Source organism: Afipia broomeae ATCC 49717, assembly GCF_000314675.2.
Lineage (GTDB): Bacteria > Pseudomonadota > Alphaproteobacteria > Rhizobiales > Xanthobacteraceae > Afipia > Afipia broomeae.
Genome location: NZ_KB375282.1, coordinates 2,087,498 through 2,108,769, shown reverse-complemented (window position 1 = coordinate 2,108,769; position 21,272 = coordinate 2,087,498). Strand labels below are relative to the sequence as shown.

General features: G+C 62.3%; 23 protein-coding genes. 19 read left to right on the top strand and 4 right to left on the bottom strand.

Annotated elements, in window-relative coordinates; genetic code table 11:
- Nucleotides 1-4: 4 nt before the first annotated feature.
- Nucleotides 5-1,798, top strand: a complete 1,794-nt coding sequence (argS, locus tag HMPREF9695_RS09740) for an arginine--tRNA ligase (RefSeq protein ID WP_006020681.1) — start codon at nucleotides 5-7, stop codon at nucleotides 1,796-1,798.
- Between the two features lie 101 nt (nucleotides 1,799-1,899).
- Nucleotides 1,900-3,411, top strand: a complete 1,512-nt coding sequence (locus tag HMPREF9695_RS09735; protein ID WP_006020680.1) for an SPOR domain-containing protein — start codon at nucleotides 1,900-1,902, stop codon at nucleotides 3,409-3,411.
- A gap of 28 nt (nucleotides 3,412-3,439) precedes the next feature.
- On the opposite strand, the gene HMPREF9695_RS09730 is transcribed toward HMPREF9695_RS09735, so the two are convergent.
- Nucleotides 3,440-4,003, bottom strand: coding sequence for a TetR/AcrR family transcriptional regulator (locus HMPREF9695_RS09730; RefSeq protein ID WP_006020679.1), 564 nt, complete (start codon nucleotides 4,001-4,003; stop codon nucleotides 3,440-3,442).
- A 117-nt stretch (nucleotides 4,004-4,120) separates the two neighbouring features.
- On the opposite strand from HMPREF9695_RS09730, the gene HMPREF9695_RS09725 reads away from it, so the two are divergent.
- The 9 genes from HMPREF9695_RS09725 to surE all read left to right on the top strand — a co-directional run bounded on the left by HMPREF9695_RS09725 (nucleotide 4,121) and on the right by surE (nucleotide 11,796).
- Nucleotides 4,121-4,777: a glutathione S-transferase gene (locus tag HMPREF9695_RS09725; RefSeq protein ID WP_041712050.1), complete on the top strand. Its 657-nt coding sequence runs from the start codon at nucleotides 4,121-4,123 to the stop codon at nucleotides 4,775-4,777.
- Nucleotides 4,778-4,920: 143 nt separating this feature from the next.
- The gene (gene nagZ, locus HMPREF9695_RS09720) at nucleotides 4,921-5,949 is read left to right on the top strand and encodes a beta-N-acetylhexosaminidase (RefSeq protein WP_006020677.1); all 1,029 of its coding nucleotides are present in this window, start codon (nucleotides 4,921-4,923) and stop codon (nucleotides 5,947-5,949) included.
- Nucleotides 5,946-6,782: a segregation and condensation protein A gene (locus HMPREF9695_RS09715; protein ID WP_006020676.1), complete on the top strand. Its 837-nt coding sequence runs from the start codon at nucleotides 5,946-5,948 to the stop codon at nucleotides 6,780-6,782. The genes nagZ and HMPREF9695_RS09715 overlap by 4 nt, the downstream gene beginning before the upstream one ends.
- A gap of 21 nt (nucleotides 6,783-6,803) precedes the next feature.
- Nucleotides 6,804-7,577 carry an SMC-Scp complex subunit ScpB gene (gene scpB, locus HMPREF9695_RS09710; protein WP_006020675.1) on the top strand — a complete coding sequence of 258 codons (774 nt, stop codon included), beginning with the start codon at nucleotides 6,804-6,806 and terminating at the stop codon, nucleotides 7,575-7,577.
- Between the two features lie 179 nt (nucleotides 7,578-7,756).
- Complete coding sequence (locus HMPREF9695_RS09705) at nucleotides 7,757-7,993, top strand: twin-arginine translocase TatA/TatE family subunit (protein ID WP_006020674.1); 237 nt, start codon at nucleotides 7,757-7,759, stop codon at nucleotides 7,991-7,993.
- Nucleotides 7,994-8,056: 63 nt separating this feature from the next.
- Nucleotides 8,057-8,467: a Sec-independent protein translocase protein TatB gene (gene tatB / locus HMPREF9695_RS09700; protein WP_006020673.1), complete on the top strand. Its 411-nt coding sequence runs from the start codon at nucleotides 8,057-8,059 to the stop codon at nucleotides 8,465-8,467.
- Nucleotides 8,464-9,291, top strand: a complete 828-nt coding sequence (tatC, locus tag HMPREF9695_RS09695) for a twin-arginine translocase subunit TatC (protein WP_006020672.1) — start codon at nucleotides 8,464-8,466, stop codon at nucleotides 9,289-9,291. The genes tatB and tatC overlap by 4 nt, the downstream gene beginning before the upstream one ends.
- A gap of 282 nt (nucleotides 9,292-9,573) precedes the next feature.
- On the top strand, nucleotides 9,574-10,881 hold the full coding sequence (serS, locus tag HMPREF9695_RS09690; RefSeq protein ID WP_006020671.1) for a serine--tRNA ligase: 1,308 nt from the start codon (nucleotides 9,574-9,576) through the stop codon (nucleotides 10,879-10,881).
- 147 nt (nucleotides 10,882-11,028) lie between these two features.
- Nucleotides 11,029-11,796, top strand: coding sequence for a 5'/3'-nucleotidase SurE (surE, locus tag HMPREF9695_RS09685; RefSeq protein ID WP_006020670.1), 768 nt, complete (start codon nucleotides 11,029-11,031; stop codon nucleotides 11,794-11,796).
- 185 nt (nucleotides 11,797-11,981) lie between these two features.
- On the opposite strand, the gene HMPREF9695_RS09680 is transcribed toward surE, so the two are convergent.
- Nucleotides 11,982-12,365, bottom strand: coding sequence for a response regulator (locus HMPREF9695_RS09680; protein WP_024919338.1), 384 nt, complete (start codon nucleotides 12,363-12,365; stop codon nucleotides 11,982-11,984).
- 130 nt (nucleotides 12,366-12,495) lie between these two features.
- Nucleotides 12,496-12,966: a PaaI family thioesterase gene (locus HMPREF9695_RS09675; RefSeq protein WP_006020668.1), complete on the bottom strand. Its 471-nt coding sequence runs from the start codon at nucleotides 12,964-12,966 to the stop codon at nucleotides 12,496-12,498.
- Between the two features lie 141 nt (nucleotides 12,967-13,107).
- On the opposite strand from HMPREF9695_RS09675, the gene HMPREF9695_RS09670 reads away from it, so the two are divergent.
- Together HMPREF9695_RS09670 and HMPREF9695_RS09665 are read left to right on the top strand one after the other, a co-directional pair.
- Nucleotides 13,108-13,761, top strand: coding sequence for a protein-L-isoaspartate(D-aspartate) O-methyltransferase (locus HMPREF9695_RS09670; protein ID WP_006020667.1), 654 nt, complete (start codon nucleotides 13,108-13,110; stop codon nucleotides 13,759-13,761).
- Nucleotides 13,762-13,866: 105 nt separating this feature from the next.
- Nucleotides 13,867-15,240, top strand: a complete 1,374-nt coding sequence (locus HMPREF9695_RS09665) for a peptidoglycan DD-metalloendopeptidase family protein (RefSeq protein ID WP_006020666.1) — start codon at nucleotides 13,867-13,869, stop codon at nucleotides 15,238-15,240.
- Between the two features lie 75 nt (nucleotides 15,241-15,315).
- On the opposite strand, the gene HMPREF9695_RS09660 is transcribed toward HMPREF9695_RS09665, so the two are convergent.
- Entirely contained in the window at nucleotides 15,316-16,284 is a 969-nt protein-coding gene (locus HMPREF9695_RS09660; protein ID WP_006020665.1) for an ATP-binding protein, read from the bottom strand.
- Nucleotides 16,285-16,480: 196 nt separating this feature from the next.
- On the opposite strand from HMPREF9695_RS09660, the gene yajC reads away from it, so the two are divergent.
- From yajC to HMPREF9695_RS09630, 6 genes are all read left to right on the top strand, one after another.
- Nucleotides 16,481-16,834, top strand: coding sequence for a preprotein translocase subunit YajC (gene yajC, locus HMPREF9695_RS09655; protein ID WP_006020664.1), 354 nt, complete (start codon nucleotides 16,481-16,483; stop codon nucleotides 16,832-16,834).
- Nucleotides 16,835-16,878: 44 nt separating this feature from the next.
- Nucleotides 16,879-18,477 (top strand): protein translocase subunit SecD, encoded by a 1,599-nt coding sequence (gene secD, locus HMPREF9695_RS09650; protein ID WP_006020663.1) that lies wholly within the window; start codon nucleotides 16,879-16,881, stop codon nucleotides 18,475-18,477.
- Nucleotides 18,478-18,491: 14 nt separating this feature from the next.
- Entirely contained in the window at nucleotides 18,492-19,493 is a 1,002-nt protein-coding gene (secF, locus tag HMPREF9695_RS09645; RefSeq protein WP_006020662.1) for a protein translocase subunit SecF, read from the top strand.
- A 118-nt stretch (nucleotides 19,494-19,611) separates the two neighbouring features.
- The gene (locus HMPREF9695_RS09640; RefSeq protein ID WP_006020661.1) at nucleotides 19,612-20,019 is read left to right on the top strand and encodes an Mth938-like domain-containing protein; all 408 of its coding nucleotides are present in this window, start codon (nucleotides 19,612-19,614) and stop codon (nucleotides 20,017-20,019) included.
- Complete coding sequence (locus HMPREF9695_RS09635) at nucleotides 20,016-20,879, top strand: phytoene/squalene synthase family protein (RefSeq protein ID WP_006020660.1); 864 nt, start codon at nucleotides 20,016-20,018, stop codon at nucleotides 20,877-20,879. The genes HMPREF9695_RS09640 and HMPREF9695_RS09635 overlap by 4 nt, the downstream gene beginning before the upstream one ends.
- A gap of 143 nt (nucleotides 20,880-21,022) precedes the next feature.
- Nucleotides 21,023-21,202 (top strand): hypothetical protein, encoded by a 180-nt coding sequence (locus HMPREF9695_RS09630; protein WP_006020659.1) that lies wholly within the window; start codon nucleotides 21,023-21,025, stop codon nucleotides 21,200-21,202.
- The last annotated feature ends 70 nt before the right edge of the window (nucleotides 21,203-21,272 follow it).

Genomic DNA, 21,272 nt, shown 5'->3' with positions numbered 1-21,272 from the left:
CCTAATGACTTCGCCCGCCCAGTCCCAGCATTTGTTCGCCGACGTGCTTTCGCGCGTGCATGCCGTCTGCGCGGCGCTCGGCGGCGAGGGTGTTCTTCCCGCAGGTCTTGATCTGTCGCGCGTTGTGGTCGAGCCGCCGCGCGACGCTACTCATGGCGACATGGCGACCAACGCGGCAATGGTTCTGGCCAAGGACGCGAAGGCAAAGCCGCGCGAGCTTGCCGACAAGATCGCGGACAAATTGCGCGCCGATCCGATTGTCGAGCGCGTTGACGTCGCCGGACCTGGCTTTATCAATCTGACGTTGAAGACATCCGCCTGGTTCGGCGCATTGCGGTCCGTGCTGGAGCAGGGCAACAGTTATGGCCGCAGCAGCGTCGGCGCGGCCGAGAAAGTCAACGTCGAGTACGTCTCCGCCAATCCGACCGGACCGATGCATGTCGGTCATTGCCGTGGCGCCGTGTTCGGCGATGCGCTTGCGAGCCTGTTGTCGTTCGCGGGCTACGACGTCACCAAGGAGTATTACATCAACGACGCCGGCGCGCAGGTCGACGTGCTCGCGCGTTCCGCTTTCCTGCGTTATCGCGAAGCGCTTGGCGAAACCATCGGCGAGATTCCCGAAGGGCTTTATCCGGGTGACTATCTTGTGCCGGTCGGGAAGGCGCTTGCCAGCGAATACGGCGACAAGCTGACCAAGCAATCCGAAGCAGAGTGGCTGCCGGTGGTACGAGCAAAAGCCATTTCCATGATGATGGAGATGATCAAGGGTGATCTCGCCGCGCTCAACATCCGTCACGACGTATTTTTCTCGGAACGCTCGCTCAACGAAAACGGCAACGATCGCGTCGGCGCGACCATCGCTGAACTGCGCGCCAAGGGCGATGTGTATGAAGGCCGCCTTCCGCCGCCGAAGGGCGCGCCGGTTGAAGATTACGAGGATCGCGAGCAGACGCTGTTTCGCGCGACCGCGTTCGGCGATGACGTCGACCGTCCGCTGAAGAAATCGGACGGCTCGTACACTTACTTCGCGTCCGACATCGCCTATCACAAGACCAAGTTCGATCGCGGCTTCCTTAACATGGTCGACGTGTGGGGCGCGGATCACGGCGGCTACATCAAGCGGGTGCAGGCGGCGATCAAGGCCGTCACCGATGACAAGGCGACGCTGGATGTGAAGATCGTCCAGCTTGTGAAACTGCTGCGCAACGGCGAGCCGGTGAAGATGTCGAAGCGCTCCGGCGATTTCGTCACGCTGCGCGAAGTCGTCGATGAAGTCGGCTCCGACGCCGTGCGGTTCATGATGCTGTTCCGCAAGAACGATGCGGTGTTGGACTTCGACCTCGCCAAGGTGATCGAGCAGTCCAAGGACAATGCGGTATTCTATGTGCAGTACGGACACGCGCGCGGGCATTCGATTTTCAAGAATGCACGCGAGACGGTTCCGTCGCTGCCCGAGGATGCAACGGAGCGTGTCGCGTTCCTGCGCGGCGCAAAGATCGAGCGGCTCAGCGACCCGGTCGAACTGAGCCTGATCCGGCAGATCGCGATTTATCCGCGGATCGTCGAGGCGGCGGCGGTCGCACATGAACCGCACCGAATCGCGTTTTACCTGTATGATCTCGCGAGTGAATTTCACGCGCTTTGGACCAAGGGGCGCGATATGCCTCATTTACGCTTCATTATCCAGAATGATGCAGAAGTAACAATCGCGCGACTTGCCCTGGTTCAGGGCGTTGTCTCGGTTCTGGCTTCCGGTCTCGCCGTGCTCGGCGTCCATGCTCCGGACGAGATGCGATAATTGGGGATTTGACCGCCACGGGGACGGGTGGCGGTGTGTGAGAAGCGGCGTTCGTTTGAATGACGGGCGAGGCGCTTTCCCGAAGGGGATGCAATATCGCAATGGCGAACCAGTATCGCGACAGACCGTTTCCGGCAGACGATGACTACGGCCGGGATCAATCCCGCATGGCCCAGCCGCAAGGCGAGAGCGATCCGCTGGCGGAACTGGCGCGACTGATCGGGCAGGCCGATCCATTCTCGAATTTTGGACGCGAGCAGCAGGCGCAGCCGGCACGGCATGAGCCGCGCGATCAGTACGCCGCCCATGAGCCCGCCGCCGAGGAAGAAGACGTGCCCGCCGTTCGGCCGTCCTGGTTGCAGAATTTGGCTGCCGCGCGTCAGGCGCCGCAGGAGCCGGCTTATCGCGAGGACTCTTATCGTGAAGAGCCTTATCGCGAGCCAGAGCGTTACGATCCGCCTTATGCGGACGAACGGCATCATCAGAGCCAGGATCATATTTACGGCCAGCATGCCCCGCGGTTCGATCATAGCGGTTACGATCCCGTGCTGACCGGGCAGGGCCGAGGTCAGCAGGTTGCCAGCGACCGTTACGATGACGTCCTGTACGGGCGGCCCGATCACGATCCCGGCCGCGATGACTTCACCGCTCAGGGCGGACACTACGACGAGGGCGGCTACGACCGGCCGCCCTATGGCGAAGATTTCGAGCAGGAAGCCCCGAAGGCCCGGCGCGGCGGTATGATGACAGTTGTCGTCGTTCTGCTGCTCGCGGTTGTCGGCACCGGCGCAGCCTTCGCCTACAGGACGTTCGTCGGTTCTCCGCGCAGCGGCGAGCCACCGGTCATCCGGGCGGACGCAGGCCCGAACAAGATTATTCCTCCCGGCGCGGGCGATGGTTCAAGCAAGCAGATCACCGATCGCGTCGGCGACAAGTCACCCGAGCGCGTGGTGTCCCGCGAGGAACAACCCGTCGACGTCAATGCCAGGACCGGTCCACGCGTGGTGTTTCCGCCCTTGACCCAGAATGCCAACCCGCCATCGGTCGCCAGCGCGTCCACTAGCGCCCGCCCGACCGGCGCGGGCGTCGGCAACGGCACATTGACCGGCGGCGAGGAGCCGCGAAAAATCCGCACCCTGAGCATCCGGCCGGATCAGCCGGATTCGGCGGCTGCCGCGCCGGCAGCGCCAGCGCGTGCGCAGTCTCCGGCACAGCGGACGTCGACGACGGCACCGGCGAGCACCGCTTCGACAGGGGCACCGTCCGCCAACGCACCCGTTTCACTCTCGCCGCAGGCACAGCCTCCGGCGGCTCCTGCCGATCGGCAGAAGGTTGCAGCAATCAGTCCTGCGGCTGTCACGGGCGGCGGCGCCTATGTGCAGGTATCGTCGCAGAAGTCGGAAGCCGATGCGAAGGCGTCGTTCAAATCGATTCAGGGCAAATATGCCTCGATCCTGGGCTCACGCACGGCGACGATCCACAAGGCCGAGATCGCCGGCAAGGGCACGTTCTACCGTGCCATGGTCGGGCCGTTCGGGACCAATGAGGAAGCCGCGGCGTTCTGCGGCAACCTGAAAACGGCCGGCGGGCAGTGCGTGGTGCAGCGCCGCTAGGCCTCGGCCCTTGTGATCGTCGAGGCGACTACGCCGGCAGCAGACCTGCCGCGCGGTAGCTTTCGATCAATGCATCATAGACCGAGATATCAGAACGGCTTCGCGCAACCAGTTGAGCTCCGGCTATCGCAGCGAAGATGGCGCGCGCTCGCTGTTCGCAGTCGAGGGCGCCAACCACGCCCGCAGCGGACAGAACTTTGCTCAGCCACGCCACGTTGACATCGGCGAAGGCTTGAACTTCGTTCCGCACTGCCTCCGGCAGGTCGTCATGCTCGGCAGCCATGAAGCTGCAGAGGCACATGCGGTTACCGTTCTCGAGCGCTTTGCGAAATGTGTCGGGATACTGCCGCAGGCAACTGAGAGGATCTGGTGACGCCGCCAGCAGTGCGTCGAGAGCCGCCGCCGAGTCCTGCCAGTAACGCTTCGCGACCGCCGCAGCGAGATCAGCCTTGCTCGGGAAGTGATGGTAGATGCTGGCCGCCTTGATGCCGACCTCATCCGCAAGCTCGCGGAAATTCAGGCCGCCATATCCATGCGCCTGTGCGGTCTGTTTGGCCGCTGCCAGAATGGCTTCCCTGGAATTTGAACTCATCTGACGCCCTTACCCTCAAAATATCTACCAAGTGGTAGATAGACATTGACGGTGCGGATATAAATGGTAGTTTTCACCTACCAAGTGATAGGTAGGTTCATGGTAAAGGAAGTCGCGATGAAGATTTACGATTGGCATACCGGCCCGTACCCGGCACGCGTCCGTATCGCGTTGGCGGAAAAGAACCTGCAATCGCAGGTCCAGTTCGTGTCGGTCAATCTGTGGAAAGGCGAGCATAAGAAGCCCGAGTTTCTTGCCAAGAACTACTCGGGCACGCTGCCGGTGCTCGAACTCGAAGACGGAACTCTCATTGCCGAGTGCACGGCCATCACCGAATACCTCGACAACCTTGACGGCGCTCCGACGCTCACCGGCAGGACTGCTCGCGAAAAGGGTGTGATCCACATGATGAGCAAGCGAGCCGAGCTGGAATTGCTCGACGCCATCAGCGTTTATTTCCATCACGCCACGCTGGGGCTCGGCCCGGATGTCGAGATTTACCAGAACGCCGAATGGGGATTTCGTCAGCGCGACAAGGCGGTGAGAGGGATGCACTATTTCGACGCCGTTCTGAAAAGGCAGCCGTTCGTGGCGGGCGAGGTCTTCTCGATGGCCGATATCACGGTGATCGGCGGTCTGATCTTTGCGGAGCTCGTCGAAGTGGAGATACCGGCAGAGTGCACGGCTCTCCAAGCCTGGTACGCGCGGATGCAGGAGCGTTCCAGCGTCAGGAACCGGATCACCATGTCGGAGCCCGTGCCGGTGTCCGCGTGACACCGGCATCGCGAAAGCTGTTCGGAGCTTTCGCCAAATCATTGGAACGATTGCGTTTGCGATTGTGGATGACGCCCACAATCACGTGTGATTTTACCCGGTTTCCTTGACCCTGGAGCCAAGCGCGGGCTAATCGCGCAAGTATGGCCCCGCGCGCATTCATTACCGGCGTTTCCGGAACCACTCTGACCGACGATGAGCGCGCGTTTTTGCGCGACCAGCGGCCGTGGGGCTTTATCCTTTTCAAGCGCAATATCGAAACCCCTGACCAAGTCATTCGACTGGTTGAGGAAATGCGGTCCGCTGTGAGCCAGCCCGATGCACCTGTCCTGATCGACCAGGAAGGCGGGCGGGTTCAGCGGCTGCAGCCCCCGCAGTGGCCGGCCTATCCGCCCGGAGCGGTCTTCAGCGCGCTGTACGAGGTTGACCGGGCGACCGGACTTGAGGCTGCGCGCCTGTCGTCCCGGCTGATTGCGGCCGATCTGGCCGATCTCGGGATCACCGTGGACTGCCTGCCGCTGGCTGACGTCCCGGTTCCCGGCGCGGACTCGGTGATCGGCGATCGTGCCTATGGCACGACCGCGGCGAAGGTGGCCGAGATCGCCCGGGCCGTGACCGATGGACTGGCGCAGGGCGGCGTCTTGCCGGTCCTCAAGCATATTCCCGGCCATGGAAGGGCCACAGCGGACAGCCACTTTCGGCTGCCGACGGTCGATACCCCGGCGGCGGAACTCGCCAAAACCGACTTTGCGGCGTTCAAACCGCTTGCCGATCTGCCCATGGCCATGACGGCACATGTTGTGTTTAGCGCCCTCGACCCCGCCCAACCGGCGACGACATCTGCGACAATCATCGAACAGGTGATTCGCGGAACGATCGGATTCCAGGGTCTGTTAATGAGTGATGACGTGTCCATGAATGCCTTGCAGGGATCGATTGCGGAGCGGACACGCGCCAGCCTCAAAGCCGGCTGCGATGTCGTCCTGCATTGCAATGGCAAGCTCGACGAAATGAGCCAGGTTGCGGGTGAAGCCCCTGAACTGGCCGGCGTGGCGCTTGCCCGTGCGGAGCGGGCCTTGGCGTCGCGCAGAACACCGCAGCCCTTCGATCGCGGAGCGGCGCGGGCCGAACTCGAACGCCTGATCGGCGAGACAGGGAGTCTCACCTCATGAGCGCGGAAATCCTTTCCTTCGAGACAGGTTTGCCCGCGGAGCACGCCGAGGACGAACCGGCACTCGTTGTCGATGTCGAGGGGTATGAAGGCCCGCTGGATCTGCTGCTCGCGCTGGCGCGTCAGCAAAAGGTCGACCTCGCCAAGATTTCCATTCTGGCGCTGGCGGATCAGTACCTCGTGTTCATCGAGGCGGCGCGCAAGCTGCGGCTCGAACTGGCGGCGGACTATCTCGTGATGGCGGCCTGGCTGGCCTATCTCAAGTCGCGCCTGCTTCTGCCGGAGCCTCCCGAAGCAGAAGGACCCAGCGCAGAGGATCTTGCGACCGCGCTGGCCAACAGGCTGCGCCGGCTCGAGCAGATCCGTGAGGCGTCGAACCGGCTGATGACGCGGCCGCAACTGCGGCGCGACATTTTCCCCCGCGGCCAGCCGGAACAGATTGCGCAGGTCAAGCACTCCCGCTGGACCGCGACGCTGTACGACCTGCTGACCGCTTACGCGACCCAGCGTCAGTCGCGCGTGCTCGCGACCGTGCATCTGGCCAAGCGCACTGTGTGGTCGCTGTCGGAGGCGCGCGCTTCGCTCGAACGGCTGGTGGGCGCGGCGGAAACCGAGGACTGGGCGAGCCTCGATGAGCATCTGATGCGCTATGTGGTCGATCCGACGCAGCGCGCGACCGTGTTCGCATCGAGCTTTGCTGCAGCGTTGGAACTGGTGCGCGAAGGCACGCTCGACCTGCACCAGAAAGAAGCTTTCGCACCTTTGTATTTTCGTAAGCACGTGGCGCATTTGCCGCCCGACGCTCAGGCAGCGCCGGAAGTGCCGGTAGAGTAAGTGGAAGAAGGAGACAGGGCCATGGCAAGTCCGGCGAGAACGACTGCCCACATCGCTCCGGTAGAGGATTCCGTGGAGGAGTCTGTTGTGGAGACCTCTGTTGTGGATTCCGAGCAGGAATCGTCCAGCGAGGCGGCTGCGCGTCCCGAGGAACTCCGTCTTCTCGAAGCCTTGTTGTTTGCCTCCACCGAACCGCTTGAGGAATCCGCGCTCGCCAAACGCATGCCCGAAGGCGTGGATGTGAAAGTCGCACTCGCACAGTTGCAGGCCGACTACGCGATGCGCGGCGTGAATCTCGTTCGCGTCGCCAACAAATGGACCTTCCGCACCGCGGGCGATCTTGCCTGGCTGATGACGCGTGAAAGCGTCGAGACGCGCCGCCTGTCGCGGGCCGCGATCGAGATGCTGGCGATTATCGCCTATCACCAGCCGGTGACACGCGCCGAGATCGAGGAAATCCGCGGCGTGGTCACCTCGAAGGGCACCCTCGACGTGCTGCTGGAAACCGGCTGGATCCGCCCGCGCGGCCGCCGGAAGACACCGGGCCGTCCGCTGACTTTCGGAACCACCGAGGCCTTCCTGTCGCAGTTCAGCCTGGAAGCGCTGGGCGATCTGCCCGGACTCGACGAGCTGAAAGGTGCAGGCCTTCTGGACACGCGGCTGCCTGGCGGGTTCGCTGTTCCATCGCCGTCGGACGATCCGGCGTTGCGCGAGGACGAAGATCCGCTGGAGCCCGGCGATCTCGAACTGGCGTTGGCGCCTGCCGTGGAGCCGGAAAAGAGCGGCGAAAGTTGATTTTTCGCGTGCGGCGCGGACAGCCGCGCCCGGGTCCGAGTGAACATTAACTCTCATGTCAATGCGCCGCTTTGCGCAATCCTGGCGCGGGGTTAATCCTTGTTTTTGACACCTCCGGGGCCTACTTTCCGGTCAGATTTGGCCGGAAATCCCGGCCCCGTGTTTTGGAGGATGGCAGTATGGGTTCGTTGAGTATCTGGCACTGGATCGTCGTGATCGCCGTTGTTCTGCTGCTGTTCGGCCGCGGCAAGATTTCGGACCTGATGGGCGACGTCGCGCAGGGCATCAAGGCCTTCAAGAAGGGCATGGCCGATGATGACAAGCCGGCCGAGAAGCCCGAGCCGGTCAAGACCATCGACAACGCGCCTTCTGCATCCACATCGCAGCGGACCGACGTCGGCAGCAAGGCGGTCTGATTTCAGGCCGCGCTTTCTTGATTGAGGTGCGGGGCAATTGAGGCCCCGCAAACGGAATCTTCCATGTTCGACATCGGGTGGAGTGAACTGGTCGTCATCGGCGTCGTGGCGCTGATCGCCATCGGCCCGAAAGAATTGCCCGGCGTGCTGCGCATGGTCGGGCAGTGGATGGGCAAGGCGCGCCGCATGGCCGCCGAATTCCAGGGCCAGTTCAACGAAGCGATGCGCGAAGCCGAGATGGCGGACATCAAGAAGACGTTCGATGACGCCTCATCCGCTGCCAAGGATCTGTCGCCGACCAATCTGCTGACGTCCCTCAACAAGGACGTCGAGGATGCCATGAAGATCGACCAGCCGGTGATGACGCCGACCACACCCGAGCCGCCGACACCGGCGACGTTCGCCGAAGCCGAGGCACATGCGCCGGCGGTTGAGACCCCGAAGCCTGCCGTACCGGACGCCAAAGCGTCATGAGTCAAGAGGACATCGAAGCCACCAAGGCGCCGTTGATGGATCACCTGATCGAGCTGCGCTCGCGGCTGATCAAGGCGCTGCTCGCGTTCGCGCTGGCCTTCATCTTCTGCTTCTTCTTCGCCAAGCAGATCTACAACGTGCTGGTGTGGCCGTTCGTCTGGGTCGCGGGGCCGGAAAATTCCAAGTTCATCTACACCGCGCTGCTGGAATATTTCCTGACGCAGTTGAAGCTCGCGATGTTCGGCGCGGGATTCATTTCGTTTCCGGTGATCGCGGCGCAGATCTACATGTTCGTCGCGCCCGGTCTCTACAAGCACGAGCGCGGCGCGTTCCTGCCATATCTGATCGCGACGCCGATCTTCTTCGCGCTCGGCTCGCTGCTGGTTTATTTCCTCGTGCTGCCGATGCTGATCCGCTTTTCGCTCGGCATGCAGCAGGTGGGCGGCGCGGAAACCGCGCAGATCGCGCTGCTCCCCAAGGTCGGCGAATATCTCTCGCTGATGATGTCGCTGATCTTCGCGTTCGGCATCGCGTTCCAGTTGCCGGTGATCCTGACGCTGCTGGGGCGGATCGGAATCCTGACCTCGAAGCAGCTCAAGGAAAAGCGGCGCTATTTCATCGTGGTGGCATTCATCATCGCCGCAGTGCTGACCCCGCCGGATGTCATCAGCCAGATGTCGCTCGCGGTCCCGCTGCTGATCCTCTACGAGGGCTCGATCATTGCCGTTGCGATGGTAGAGAAAAAGGCCGCCAAACAGGCCACCGGCACGACCCCGCCCGCGGATGTGCCGCCGACACCGCCTGCCACGACGCCTGCGGAGTAGGACAGAGACAGCCAGGCTTCCCTCGTCATTGCGAGGAGCGAAGCGACGAAGCAATCCAGCTTTCTTAAGAGTGGGTTGCTTCGCTTTGCTCGGAATGACGGTCTTTCGGTCGTTTCGGTCTGGTACGCGGGATGACCGCCTGTGCCAGTTGTTCAGCTATCATTGCTGCAATGCCCTTCGATTCGCGGTTTCCGGGCTTGACCCGGCACTGCGTGGCTTGTTCTAACCCACCCAGATTTTGACGCAGATGGCCGGAAAAGCGGCCATGACCGGAAGCTGCCCATGCACGACATCAAGTGGATACGCGATAACCCCGAAGCGTTTGACGCAGCCCTGAAGCGGCGCGGGCTCGAGCCATTGTCGTCGTCGTTGATCGCGCTGGACGAGAAGCGCCGTACTGCGATCCTCGCGTCGGAGCAGGCGCAGGCGCGCCGTAATGCAGCATCCAAGGAGATTGGCGAGGCGAAGAAGGCCAAGGACAACGCGCGTGCCGACGCGCTGATGGCCGAGGTCGGCGAACTCAAGACCAGACTTCCCGAGCTTGAAGCGACGGTGAAGCAGGTCGAGGAGGAGTTGCGCAAGGAACTCGCGCAGATTCCCAACCTGCCGCTTGATGAAGTGCCGGACGGCGCCGACGAGCACGGCAATGTCGAGCATCATCACTACGGCGCGAAGCGCACTTACGCGTTCAAGCCGAAGGAGCATGTCGAGCTTGGCGAAGGTCTCAAGTTCATGGACTTCGAGACGGCGGCGAAGCTATCCGGCGCTCGTTTCGTCGTTTTAAAGAAAGGCCTCGCGCGGCTGGAGCGCGCCATCGGCCAGTTCATGCTCGATCTGCATACGAACGAGCATGGCTACGCGGAAGTGAATCCGCCGCTGCTGGTGCGCGACGATGCGATGTTCGGCACCGCGCAGCTTCCAAAGTTTCGTGACGATCAGTTCGCGGCTGGCGCAATGGGAAGCGGAGGCGAGGGCTACTGGCTCATCCCCACCGCAGAAGTGCCGCTGACCAATCTCGTTCGCGAATCCATCCTTGATGAAAGAGAACTGCCGATGCGCCTGACCGCATTGACGCCGTGTTTCCGCGCGGAAGCGGGCGCGGCGGGACGCGACACGCGCGGCATGATCCGCCAGCATCAATTCACGAAGGTCGAACTGGTCTCGATCACGACGCCGGAAGAGTCGAGGAACGAACACGAGCGCATGCTGTCGTGTGCCGAGGAAGTTCTGAAAAAGCTCGATCTGCACTACCGCGTCATGACGCTGTGCACCGGCGACATGGGCTTCGCCTCGCAGAAGACCTACGACATCGAAGTCTGGATGCCTGGGCAGGGAGAGGGCGGCATGTACCGCGAGATTTCGTCGTGCTCGGTGTGCGGCGACTTCCAGGCACGGCGCATGGATGCGCGCTCGCGCGGGCCGGACGGCAAGCCGCGCTTCGTGCACACGCTGAACGGCTCGGGCACCGCGGTCGGCCGCGCTCTGATCGCCGTGATGGAAACCTATCAGCAGGAGGACGGCTCGATTGCCGTGCCGGATGTGCTGCAGCCGTATATGGGCGGCCTCAAAGTGATCGCGAAGGATAGTTGACTCCCAGCCCGTCATCCTGAGGTGCGAGCCGTGCTTGCGGCGAGCCTCGAAGGATGCGGGCAAACAACGTCGCCCTTCGAGGGCCGCGCTTCGCGCTGCCACCTCAGGGTGACGTTGATCCATGACTTTGGAAGATAAGGATACGATATGCGAATTCTCTGCACCAACGACGACGGCATTCACGCGCCGGGACTGAAAGTCATCGAGGAAATCGCAAGGCAGATTTCCGATGACGTCTGGGTGGTTGCGCCCGAACTCGACCAGTCCGGCGTCTCGCATTCGCTGTCGCTGAACGATCCATTGCGTCTGCGCGAAGTCGGGCCGCGCCACTTCGCTGTGCGCGGCACGCCGACCGACTGCATCATCATGGGCGCGCGGCACATCCTCAAGGACAAGCAGCCGGACATCGTGCTGTCCGGCGTCAACAAGGGCCGCAACGTCGCCGAAGACGTTGTCTATTCGGGCACCATCGCCGGCGCACTCGAAGGCACCATCCTTGGTTTGCCCTCGTTCGCTCTGTCTCAGGAATTCTCCATGGAGACGCGCACCAAGCCGCTCTGGGACACCGCGCTGAAGTTCGGCCCCGATGTGATCCGCAACGTGATGAAGCTCGGCGTGCCGCGCAACACCGTCATCAACGTCAACTTTCCGTCCTGCATGCCCGACGAGGTCAAGGGCATCGCGGTCACCCGGCAGGGCAAGCGCAATCTGGGCTTTCTCAAGATCGACAGCCGCCAGGATGGGCGCGGCAATCCGTATTACTGGATCGGCTTCGAGCGCTCGGCGATGCTGGAAGTGCCGGCGGAGGGGACCGATCTCGCGGCCCTCGCTGCTAAACTCGTATCGGTCACGCCGCTGCGGCTCGATCGCACCGATGAGGCGTTTTCGGAAAAGCTGAAAGGCGTTCTGAAGTAATTCTCTGAGTCGTCCCGGCGAAGGCCGGGACCCATCACCCCTCTATGCAGATAGAGCGAAGGAAGAAGCTGTCGGGTTTTTTCCTAATTGGTTTGACTCAGCGATTGTGGGTCCCGGCCTTCGCCGGGACGACCGAGGAGATTGCTCCTCGCTCCTCACGTTGAGGTTGTCGGGGCGACCGCGCTCTAAGCCGCGATGCCTTTCAGCACGGTCTCGATGGTGCGCGCGAGCGTTTCGATCTGGAAAGGCTTTTGCAGGGTCGGGCGATCGCGGAATTTTTCCGGCAGCCCCTGTGCGCCATAGCCGGTTGCGAACACGAACGGCTTGCCGCTCATCTGAACGGCTTCGGCAACAGGCGTAATCACCTTGCCGTTGACGTTCACATCGAGAATAGCGATGTCGAAATCGGTGGCTTGAACGAGTCTGACGCCTTCGTCGATGTCGCCCGCTTCAGCGGCAATCGTATAGCCAAGCTCCTCCAGCATGTCGGCAACCATCATGCGGATCATGACTTCGTCCTCGACGAGCAAAACCGACGTGCGCGATCCTGGTTTGAAATTGCCCGGCATTCGTTCCCCAAACGACAAATCTGGACTGCTTTGCTAGTGGAACCATATAACTATTGAGCGCACAAGTTCACAGCCAAGGGGGCAAAGTTCCACCGGGAGGAACTTGATCCGGCCGGCAAAAGAGCCGTTTTCATGCGGGCAACGGGAAAAACCGGCCCCGTCCGGTCGCCAGCACGACCCCGGTGCTGAGGTTTTCCAACCGGCCTTCGACATCCACATAGCGGCCGTGGTCGGCAACCAGCGACCCGCGCCCGACGATCGGCGTCTCGGTCGGCACCGGCTTCATGTAACGAATGGTCAATTCGCCGGTCACGCCCAGCCGCCCCGCGAACCGGAGAACCGTTGCCGCCAGCACCTCGTCGAGATAGGCGGCGACAATGCCGCCGTGAGCGGCCCCCGGAGGCCCTTCGTATTGCCGCGAAATGAGAATCGGCGAGGCAACGCCTTCGTCCGTCCTGAAAGTGCGCACATGCAGGCCCGTGGGATGCGATGGCCCGCAGCCGAAACATTGATGAAAGCTGTTGTCCGACCCGCCGGAGAGGATCTGCTCCTCCAATCCGGCAAAGGAGGCGTGAAATGGTTCGGGAAGGGGGAGCGTCATGAGGGTCTCGGCACGCTTGGGCTGTAGGCGGTTATTGCGCAAAACGTATCTGGATTGCTAACACGAAGGTGGCGCATGCCGCGACTCCTGTCAGAGCATGCGTCGTATACAGCCCGTTCCCGTTTTCAACGTTGATCACGCATGCCGCCGTCCCAGCCCACGCCGCACGACAAGATGATGTTTCAGTTGAACTTGCGGCAGCGCGGTATCAGCAATCAGGCCGTGCTGAAAGCGATGGAGGATGTCCCGCGCGAACTGTTCGTGACGGCGATGGACCGCGCCTACGCGTACCGCGACACCGCTCTCGGCATCGCCTGCGGGCAGACCATCAGCCAGCCGTTCGTCGTGGCCTACATGACCGAACAGCTCGATGTGAGGCCGGAAAACCGCGTCCTGGAGATCGGGACGGGCTCGGGCTATCAGGCCGCGATCCTCTCGAAGTTGTGCCGTGACGTGGTGTCGCTGGAGCGGTTTCGCACGCTGGCGGATCGCGCGAAGCTGGTCCTGACCGAACTCGGTTGCCGCAACGTCGACGTGAAACTCGGCGACGGATTCGACCTGCCGGAAACGCTCGGCACGTTCGACCGGATCATCGTGACCGCGGCGATGGAGGAAATTCCCGACGCGCTGCTCGGGCGGCTGGAGCCAGGCGGCATTCTGATCGCTCCCGTTGGGCCAGTGGACGACCGGCAGGTGCTGATCCGCATGGTCCGGAACGGCGACAGCTTCGATCAGGAGGAGCTTGTCGCGGTGCGTTTCGTGCCGGCGCTGCCCGGCATTGCGCGCGAGTTGTGAGCGGCGTTACGCGTTAGGAAGTAAGGCGGAATTCGAGCCTTAAAGAGTTATTTACTCGGACTGTGTTTACTCAAATTTGTGTTAGTTGCGTACGAGTGAGTAACCATGTCCCGCTTTGTCGAGTTGATCAACTCGCGTCACGCGCCGCATTTCGTGGTTCTGGCGCTCGTCTCTGTCGGATTTGGCGGATGTAGCGCCGATACCTCGACACGGTTCTCCGATACATCGTTCTCCAACCCGTTTGCGTCGCGCAGTGCGGACGCGACCGGCTCGGTCCCGAGCAATTATCGCGGCGCGCCTTATCAGGCTCACCCGCAGCAGGAATCCTATCAGCAGCAGCCCCGCGAGCTTCCGCAATACGCGCGCCCGCATTCTGCTCCGGTCATCTCCGCGCCGTTGTCTGCACCGGCCGCTGTCGGTACGTCAGGCGGTGGCAGGGGCATGGCGTCCTACGCGCCTCCGTCGTCTTCGCCGATCGAAACCACCGCATCGGTTGCGCCACGCTCCGTTGCCGCGACCTCAGGATGGAGCCGCGAAGGCGGCGCCACGATCATCGTAGGCACCGCCGACACGCTCGATGTCATCTCGAAGCGCTACAATGTTCCGTCATCCGAAATCCTGAAAGCGAACGGCTACGGCGGACCTCGCGTCCTTCAGCCGGGGCAGCAGCTCGTCATTCCACGCCGCATGGCGCAGGCCGCTCCGCCGGCGCTGTCGACCGCGCCGGGCACGAAGGTTGCTGCTGCGCTTCCCGCAAGCGTTCATGTCGTCAAGTCCGGCGACACGCTGATGAACCTCTCGCGCCGTCACAACATCGCACCCGCGCAGCTTGCCGCGGCCAACAACATTCCGGTTACGACCCAGCTCAAGATCGGCTCCAAGATCAACATTCCCGGCGGCAAGGCCGTCGCGGCAGCACCGGCGCCGCAGGTTATCGCGGAAGCACCGAAACCTGCGGTTGCCGCGCCTGCGCCTGCTGCAAAGCCGGTGACTGTTGCATCCGCCGAGCCTCAGCAGAAGGCGCGTGTCGCCGCTGAAGCCCCTGCGGCCGACCTGCCTGAAGCGTCGCCTGTAAAGGCCGCTGATGCGACCAATGCCTTGCCGACATTCCGCTGGCCGGTGCGTGGACGCGTCATCGCTGCTTACGGCGCGAAGAACAACGGTAAACAGAACGACGGCATCAATGTCGCCGTTCCCGAAGGCACGCCCGTCAAGGCCGCGGAAGACGGCGTGGTTGCTTACTCGGGCAACGAACTCAAGGGTTATGGCAATCTGATCCTGGTGCGGCACTCCAACGGTTATGTCACCGCGTATGCCCACGCGAGTGAACTGATGGTGAAGCGCGGAGATACGATCAAGCGCGGCCAGATCATTGCCAAATCGGGTCAGACGGGAGAGGTGGGGTCGCCGCAGCTTCACTTCGAGATCCGCAAGGGATCTTCAGCCGTCGACCCGCTTCAATTCCTGAACGGCGCGTGATCGCCGCCGTCAGAATCCAAAACGAAACCCCGGCTGCGAGGCCGGGGTTTTTCTTTGCGGGGATGTTGCGAGACGCTATTTCGCCGCCAGCTTCACGCCCATCCGTCCGGCGATTTCCTGCGTGAACTGCCAGGCGACGCGGCCCGAGCGCGATCCGCGTGTGGTCGACCATTCCAGGGCTTCGCGCGTGAGCTGATCGTCAGCCATCCTGACGCCGAAGTGCTTGCAGTAGCCGCGGACCATCTCGAGATATTCGTCCTGGCTGCACTTGTGGAAGCCGAGCCACAGGCCGAAACGGTCCGATAGCGAGACCTTTTCCTCGACGGCCTCGCTCGGATTGATAGCGGTCGAGCGCTCGTTCTCGATCATGTCGCGCGAGAGCAGATGGCGGCGGTTCGAGGTCGCATAGAGGATGACGTTCTCGGGCCGGCCTTCGATGCCGCCCTCTAACACCGCCTTGAGCGACTTGTAGGACGCGTCGTTGCCGTCGAACGACAGGTCGTCGCAGAACACGATGAAATGGAAATCCGACTCGCGCAGCAGCGACATCAGGAGCGGCAGGCTCTCGATGTCCTCGCGGTGAATTTCGATCAGCTTCAGCCGGCCGTTCACTTCGGGCATGGCGTTCACGCTGGCATGTGCCGCCTTGACTAGTGACGACTTGCCCATGCCGCGCGCGCCCCAGAGCAGGGCGTTGTTGGCAGGCAGGCCCTTGGCGAAGCGCTCGGTGTTCTCGATCAGGATGTCGCGCATCCGGTCGATTCCCCGGAGCAGGCCGAGATCGACGCGGTTCACTTTCGGAACCGGTACCAGTCGGCCGTTGGGCTGCCAGACGAACGCAGCGGCGCTTTTGAGGGAATCAGCGCTCGACGGCTTGGCCGCGGATGCGTTCAGGCTTGCGGCGATGCTCTCGAGCGCCCGCGCGATGCGCCCGGTCTCGGTTTCGGCTGCTGCGGCAGGGCGTTTTGTCGCGGTTTTGATCGCCTTCCCGGGACGTGCCATCGCGGCGGCCCGAGAGGCCTTTTTACTGGGTTTTTTGGACATGATTCAGCCCCCTTGGGAGGCACCCTTAGCGAGGCGCGCCAATACCCGCAAGCGCCACAAATGCATGGCAAAATCGTCACCTCCGGTCCCGTTGCAATTGGGACGCTGGCCGCTATAGTCCGCGCAAATTCGGCCAAAACGGCCACAACACGACGCGTTTCGCCCGATGGCGGGCGCCTTCCCGAGGACTTTTCGTATGTTCATTACTCCTGCCTTTGCTCAGGCTGCCGGTGCCGCTGACACCAACAGCATGCTGATGTCGTTGCTGCCGTTCGCGCTGATCTTCGTCATCATGTACTTCCTGATCCTCAAGCCGCAGCAGAAGAAGCTGAAGGACCATCAGGAACTGGTGAAGAACATCCGTCGCGGCGATACCGTCGTCACCAATGGCGGCCTTGTCGGCAAGGTGACCAAGGTGGTCGATGACGACCAGATCGAGGTCGAAATCGCCGACGGCGTGCGCATTCGTCAGATGCGTGGGATGATCTCGGGCGTTCGCACCAAAGGCGAGCCCGCCAAGGATTCCAAGGAAGAGACAGCCGCGAGCTAACGCGCTGATCGCCGCGGTTTCATCAATCTGACGGACTTACATCGATGTTGTATTTCACGCGGTGGAAGGCACTGGCGGTCATCCTGACCGCCTTGATCGTTTGCCTTTGCGCGGTTCCGAACTTCTTTCCCGAAGCGACCGTCAAGAGCTGGCCGAAGTGGGCCCAGCGTCATGTCGTGCTCGGTCTCGACTTGCAGGGTGGTTCGCACATCCTGCTCGAAGTCGATTCTAACTCGGTCAAGAAGGACAAGCTGGATCAGGTTCGCGATGACGTGCGGCGCACGCTGCGCGACGCCAAGATCGGCTACACGGGGCTTGCGGTTCGCGGCGAAAGCGTCGAGGTCCGCGTCAAGGATACCGATCTGACCGCTGCGCTCGCCAAGCTGCGCGAACTCTCGCAGCCGCTCGGCGGATTGCTCGGCTCGAGCGGCCAGCGCAGCGTCGAAGTCAGCGATGCCGGCGGGGGATTGATCCGCCTGACCGTTCCTCCGGCCGCGATCACGGAACGCATCCGCCAGTCGGTCGAGCAGTCGATCCAGATCGTCGAACGCCGCATCAATGAACTGGGTACCGTCGAGCCTCTGATCCAGCGTCAGGGCGTCGACCGCATTCTGGTGCAGGTGCCTGGCCTGCAGGACCCGACCCGCCTCAAGGAACTGCTCGGCAAGACCGCGAAGCTCGACTTCCGCATGGTCGATACGACGGTGCCGGCGGATCAGGCGCAGCAGGGGCGGGTGCCTCCGGACTCTGAAGTCCTGATGAGCGCGTCGTCTCCGAAGGTGCCTTATGTCATCAAGAAGCAGGTGCTGGTCTCGGGCGGCGACCTGACCGACGCGCAGCCCGGCTTCGACCAGCGCTCCGGCGAGCCGATCGTCAGCTTCCGCTTCAATACATCGGGTGCGCGCAAGTTCGCGCAGGCCACGCTTGAGAACGTCGGACAGCCGTTCGCGATCGTTCTCGACAACGAAGTGATTTCCGCGCCCGTCATCCGTGAGCCGATCACCGGCGGCTCCGGCCAGATTTCCGGCAGCTTCACGGTGCAGGGCGCCAACGATCTGGCGATCCTGCTGCGCGCGGGTGCACTGCCTGCGCCGCTGACCATCATTGAAGAGCGCACGGTCGGGCCGGGACTCGGACAGGACTCGATCGCCGCCGGCGAACTCGCGTCCTATGTCGGCTCGGTGCTGGTCATCGTATTCATGCTGCTGACCTACCGGCTGTTCGGCTTCTTCGCCAACGTCGCGGTCGCGATCAACGTCGCCATGATCTTCGGCATCCTGTCGCTGCTCAACGCCACGCTGACGCTGCCCGGCATCGCCGGCATCGTGCTGACGGTCGGCATTGCGGTCGACTCGAACGTGCTGATCTATGAGCGCATCCGCGAGGAATTGCGCGCCGGGCGAACCGCGATCTCCGCCATCGATGCGGGCTTCACGCGGGCGCTCGCGACCATTCTGGACTCCAACATCACCACGTTCATCGCGGCGGCAGTGCTGTTTTACATCGGCACCGGACCTGTGCGCGGCTTCGCCGTGACCCTCGGCATCGGCATTCTGACCACCGTGTTCACGGCTTTCACCGTGACCCGGCTGATTGTTGCGATGTGGGTGGCGTGGAAGCGGCCCAAGACCGTGCCGATTTGAGGATTGTATAAGCCGTGACTCATACCATCATCGTCGCACTCGCCATCTTCATTGTCGTTCTGACAGGCCTCAGCATCTATGGCGTGATCCCCGCGCTTCGCATCGTCCCGGACGATACGAAGTTCGACTTCATGCGCTTCCGCCGCATCAGCTTTCCGATCTCGGCGCTGCTGTCGCTTCTCGCCATCGGCCTGTATTTCGTTCACGGACTGAATTTCGGCATCGACTTCAAGGGCGGCACGCTGCTTGAAATCCAGACCAAGTCCGGCCCCGCCGACATCGCGGCGCTGCGCGCGCAGCTCACGACGCTGAATTTCGGCGACGTCCAGCTTCAGCAGTTTGGCGGTCCCTCCGACGTTCTGATCCGTATTGCCGAGCAGCCGGGCGGCGATCAGGCGCAGCAGGCTGCGGTGCAGAAGGTTCGTCAGCTGTTCGGTGACAGCGTCGAGTATCGCCGTGTCGAAGTCGTTGGTCCGCGCGTGTCGAGCGAACTGCTCGCCTACGGCACGGTCGGCCTGATGCTCGCGATCGCGGGCATCTTCATCTATCTCTGGTTCCGGTTCGAGTGGCAGTTCTCGCTGGGCGCGATGATCGCCAACGTCCACGACATCGTGCTGACGCTCGGCTTCATGTCGATCACCCAGATCGAATTCGACCTGACCAGCATCGCGGCGCTGCTTACCATTCTCGGCTATTCGCTGAACGACACGGTCGTCATCTATGACCGCATTCGCGAAATGCTGCGGCGGTACAAGAAAATGCCGATGCCGGAACTGCTCAACACGTCGATCAACTCGACGCTGTCGCGCTCGATCATTACCCACGTCACGGTCACGCTGGCATTGCTTGCGCTGCTGCTGTTCGGCGGCAAGGCGATCCACAGCTTCGCGGCGACAATGACGTTCGGCGTGGTTCTGGTCGGCACCTATACGTCGATCTTCATCGCAGCGCCGATCCTGATCTATCTCGGCGTCGGCGAAAACCGGGGCGGCGAGGACAAGCCGTCGAAGCCGTAATCGTCATTGCGAGGAGCCCTTGCGACGAAGCAATCCACTCTTGTTATGGTCAAGATGGATTGCTTCGCTTCGCTCGCAATGACGAAGGTAGGGCCACCTTATTGCAGGCGGTGGTGAGATGGATCACGAACTTCAGAAATCGGGTAATCACGCGCCCGAAGGACTGCACCTTCCGCGGTCGGCGCCGATCGAAGCCTACGGCAACGGCGGTTTTCGGTTCGCCGACATGTCGCATCGCGGCTCGCTGCTGTGCCTGCCGGATGCGATCTGGGCGTGGCCGGTCACGGACCCCAAGGACATCGACCGGTATTCGCTGGAACGCGTGTTCGAGCATGCCAATGACATCGATACGCTGCTGATCGGGACGGGAAGCGGTGTCTGGATCGCCCCCGCGCCGCTGCGCAATGCGCTGCGGCAGGTCCATATCGTACTGGACACCATGCAGACGGGGCCCGCGATCCGCACCTACAACGTCATGATGGGCGAACGGCGGCGCGTCGCGGCGGCGCTGATTGCCGTGCCATGAGCAACGCGCCCAGCAATGACGCCGCAGCGTTTTGCGCCGATCTGGTGCGCGCGCGGGATTTCAGAACCTATGCCGCAAGCCTTTTCGTCTCGCCGGAAGCGCGGCGGGCCTGGCTTGCGCTGGCGGCGTTCAATGCCGAAGTCGCTCATGTCCGCGATCACGTCAGCCAGCCATTGCCCGGTGAAATCCGGCTGCAATGGTGGCGCGATGTTCTGACTGGTGAGGGGCAGGGGTCTCGCGGCGAAGCCGAGGCCAATCCGGTCGCGGCGGAATTGCTGCGCGCCATTACGCACCACAATCTGTCGATCGAGACCTTCGTACGCCTGGTCGATGCCCATGTGTTCGATGTCTACGACGATCCGATGCCTGACATGGCTGCGCTGGAGGCACATTGCCGGGATACATCGGCGGCGCTCTACGGCTTGCGTGCAAAGGTGCTGGGCGTGAATTCACCGGAGGCCGTGCGCATCGCCGAACATGCCGGCATTGCGGAAGGATTGGTCGATGTCATGCTGGCGATGCCGCGCCACGCCGCGCGCCGTCAGCTTTATCTGCCGGGCGATCTGATGAACCTTCACGGCGTGATCGCCGAAGAGTTCTTTCTGCGGCAGGCAAGCCAGCCGCTCAAGGAGGCGCTGGCGCATCTGCGCCGCGAGGCCGCCTCGCAACTGCAGCAGGCGATAGCGATGCTTGCCAGCGCGCCGCTTTCCGCGCGTTCTGCATTTCTTCCGCTTGCGGTCATCGGAAAAAATCTGACGCGACTTGAGTCATCCGAGCCGTTCGCGCCGCCGTTGCTATCGCGGCTGGGCATCCTCTGGACGACCTGGCGCGCGGCCAGTGCGAAGCCGTTCAAGGCTTAAGCATCAAGCCGACGTAGCTTGGTCTCGTTGCTTTCTGCCTTCGGTTAAGCAGAAGGCTGCCCACGTAACTTCCAAATGGTGAAGGATTGGGGAGTCTGTCAGGAATCACGCGAATTCGAGGTGTCGATTTTCGAGGTGATGACATGGCCGTATCGGACAAGGACAGGCACGTCGAGCCGATTGGCAAACTTCATTGGACGGCGATAGCGCTGATCATAGTCATGACTCTCGGAATGCTTGCGCTGGCTGCTCGCGTTGAAAATGCCGCACCATCGAAACCCGATAGAAACCGGATATTCGAGAATTTGAAGTCGATTGACTAAGCCGTTCCGGAGCTGTGCAACGCCTACAGGGCCGCGCCCAGTAAGCGCGACCTCATTCAAGGCGTGAAGC

Excerpts from the sequence above, each read along its gene's own strand:
- argS (WP_006020681.1), top strand. The coding sequence starts at position 5 with ATGACTTCGCCCGCCCAGTCCCAGCATTTGTTCGCCGACGTGCTTTCG.
- HMPREF9695_RS09735 (WP_006020680.1), top strand. The coding sequence starts at position 1,900 with ATGGCGAACCAGTATCGCGACAGACCGTTTCCGGCAGACGATGACTAC.
- HMPREF9695_RS09730 (WP_006020679.1), bottom strand. The coding sequence starts at position 4,003 with ATGAGTTCAAATTCCAGGGAAGCCATTCTGGCAGCGGCCAAACAGACC.
- HMPREF9695_RS09725 (WP_041712050.1), top strand. The coding sequence starts at position 4,121 with ATGAAGATTTACGATTGGCATACCGGCCCGTACCCGGCACGCGTCCGT.
- nagZ (WP_006020677.1), top strand. The coding sequence starts at position 4,921 with ATGGCCCCGCGCGCATTCATTACCGGCGTTTCCGGAACCACTCTGACC.
- HMPREF9695_RS09715 (WP_006020676.1), top strand. The coding sequence starts at position 5,946 with ATGAGCGCGGAAATCCTTTCCTTCGAGACAGGTTTGCCCGCGGAGCAC.
- scpB (WP_006020675.1), top strand. The coding sequence starts at position 6,804 with ATGGCAAGTCCGGCGAGAACGACTGCCCACATCGCTCCGGTAGAGGAT.
- HMPREF9695_RS09705 (WP_006020674.1), top strand. The coding sequence starts at position 7,757 with ATGGGTTCGTTGAGTATCTGGCACTGGATCGTCGTGATCGCCGTTGTT.
- tatB (WP_006020673.1), top strand. The coding sequence starts at position 8,057 with ATGTTCGACATCGGGTGGAGTGAACTGGTCGTCATCGGCGTCGTGGCG.
- tatC (WP_006020672.1), top strand. The coding sequence starts at position 8,464 with ATGAGTCAAGAGGACATCGAAGCCACCAAGGCGCCGTTGATGGATCAC.
- serS (WP_006020671.1), top strand. The coding sequence starts at position 9,574 with ATGCACGACATCAAGTGGATACGCGATAACCCCGAAGCGTTTGACGCA.
- surE (WP_006020670.1), top strand. The coding sequence starts at position 11,029 with ATGCGAATTCTCTGCACCAACGACGACGGCATTCACGCGCCGGGACTG.
- HMPREF9695_RS09680 (WP_024919338.1), bottom strand. The coding sequence starts at position 12,365 with ATGCCGGGCAATTTCAAACCAGGATCGCGCACGTCGGTTTTGCTCGTC.
- HMPREF9695_RS09675 (WP_006020668.1), bottom strand. The coding sequence starts at position 12,966 with ATGACGCTCCCCCTTCCCGAACCATTTCACGCCTCCTTTGCCGGATTG.
- HMPREF9695_RS09670 (WP_006020667.1), top strand. The coding sequence starts at position 13,108 with ATGCCGCCGTCCCAGCCCACGCCGCACGACAAGATGATGTTTCAGTTG.
- HMPREF9695_RS09665 (WP_006020666.1), top strand. The coding sequence starts at position 13,867 with ATGTCCCGCTTTGTCGAGTTGATCAACTCGCGTCACGCGCCGCATTTC.
- HMPREF9695_RS09660 (WP_006020665.1), bottom strand. The coding sequence starts at position 16,284 with ATGTCCAAAAAACCCAGTAAAAAGGCCTCTCGGGCCGCCGCGATGGCA.
- yajC (WP_006020664.1), top strand. The coding sequence starts at position 16,481 with ATGTTCATTACTCCTGCCTTTGCTCAGGCTGCCGGTGCCGCTGACACC.
- secD (WP_006020663.1), top strand. The coding sequence starts at position 16,879 with ATGTTGTATTTCACGCGGTGGAAGGCACTGGCGGTCATCCTGACCGCC.
- HMPREF9695_RS09640 (WP_006020661.1), top strand. The coding sequence starts at position 19,612 with ATGGATCACGAACTTCAGAAATCGGGTAATCACGCGCCCGAAGGACTG.
- HMPREF9695_RS09635 (WP_006020660.1), top strand. The coding sequence starts at position 20,016 with ATGAGCAACGCGCCCAGCAATGACGCCGCAGCGTTTTGCGCCGATCTG.
- HMPREF9695_RS09630 (WP_006020659.1), top strand. The coding sequence starts at position 21,023 with ATGGCCGTATCGGACAAGGACAGGCACGTCGAGCCGATTGGCAAACTT.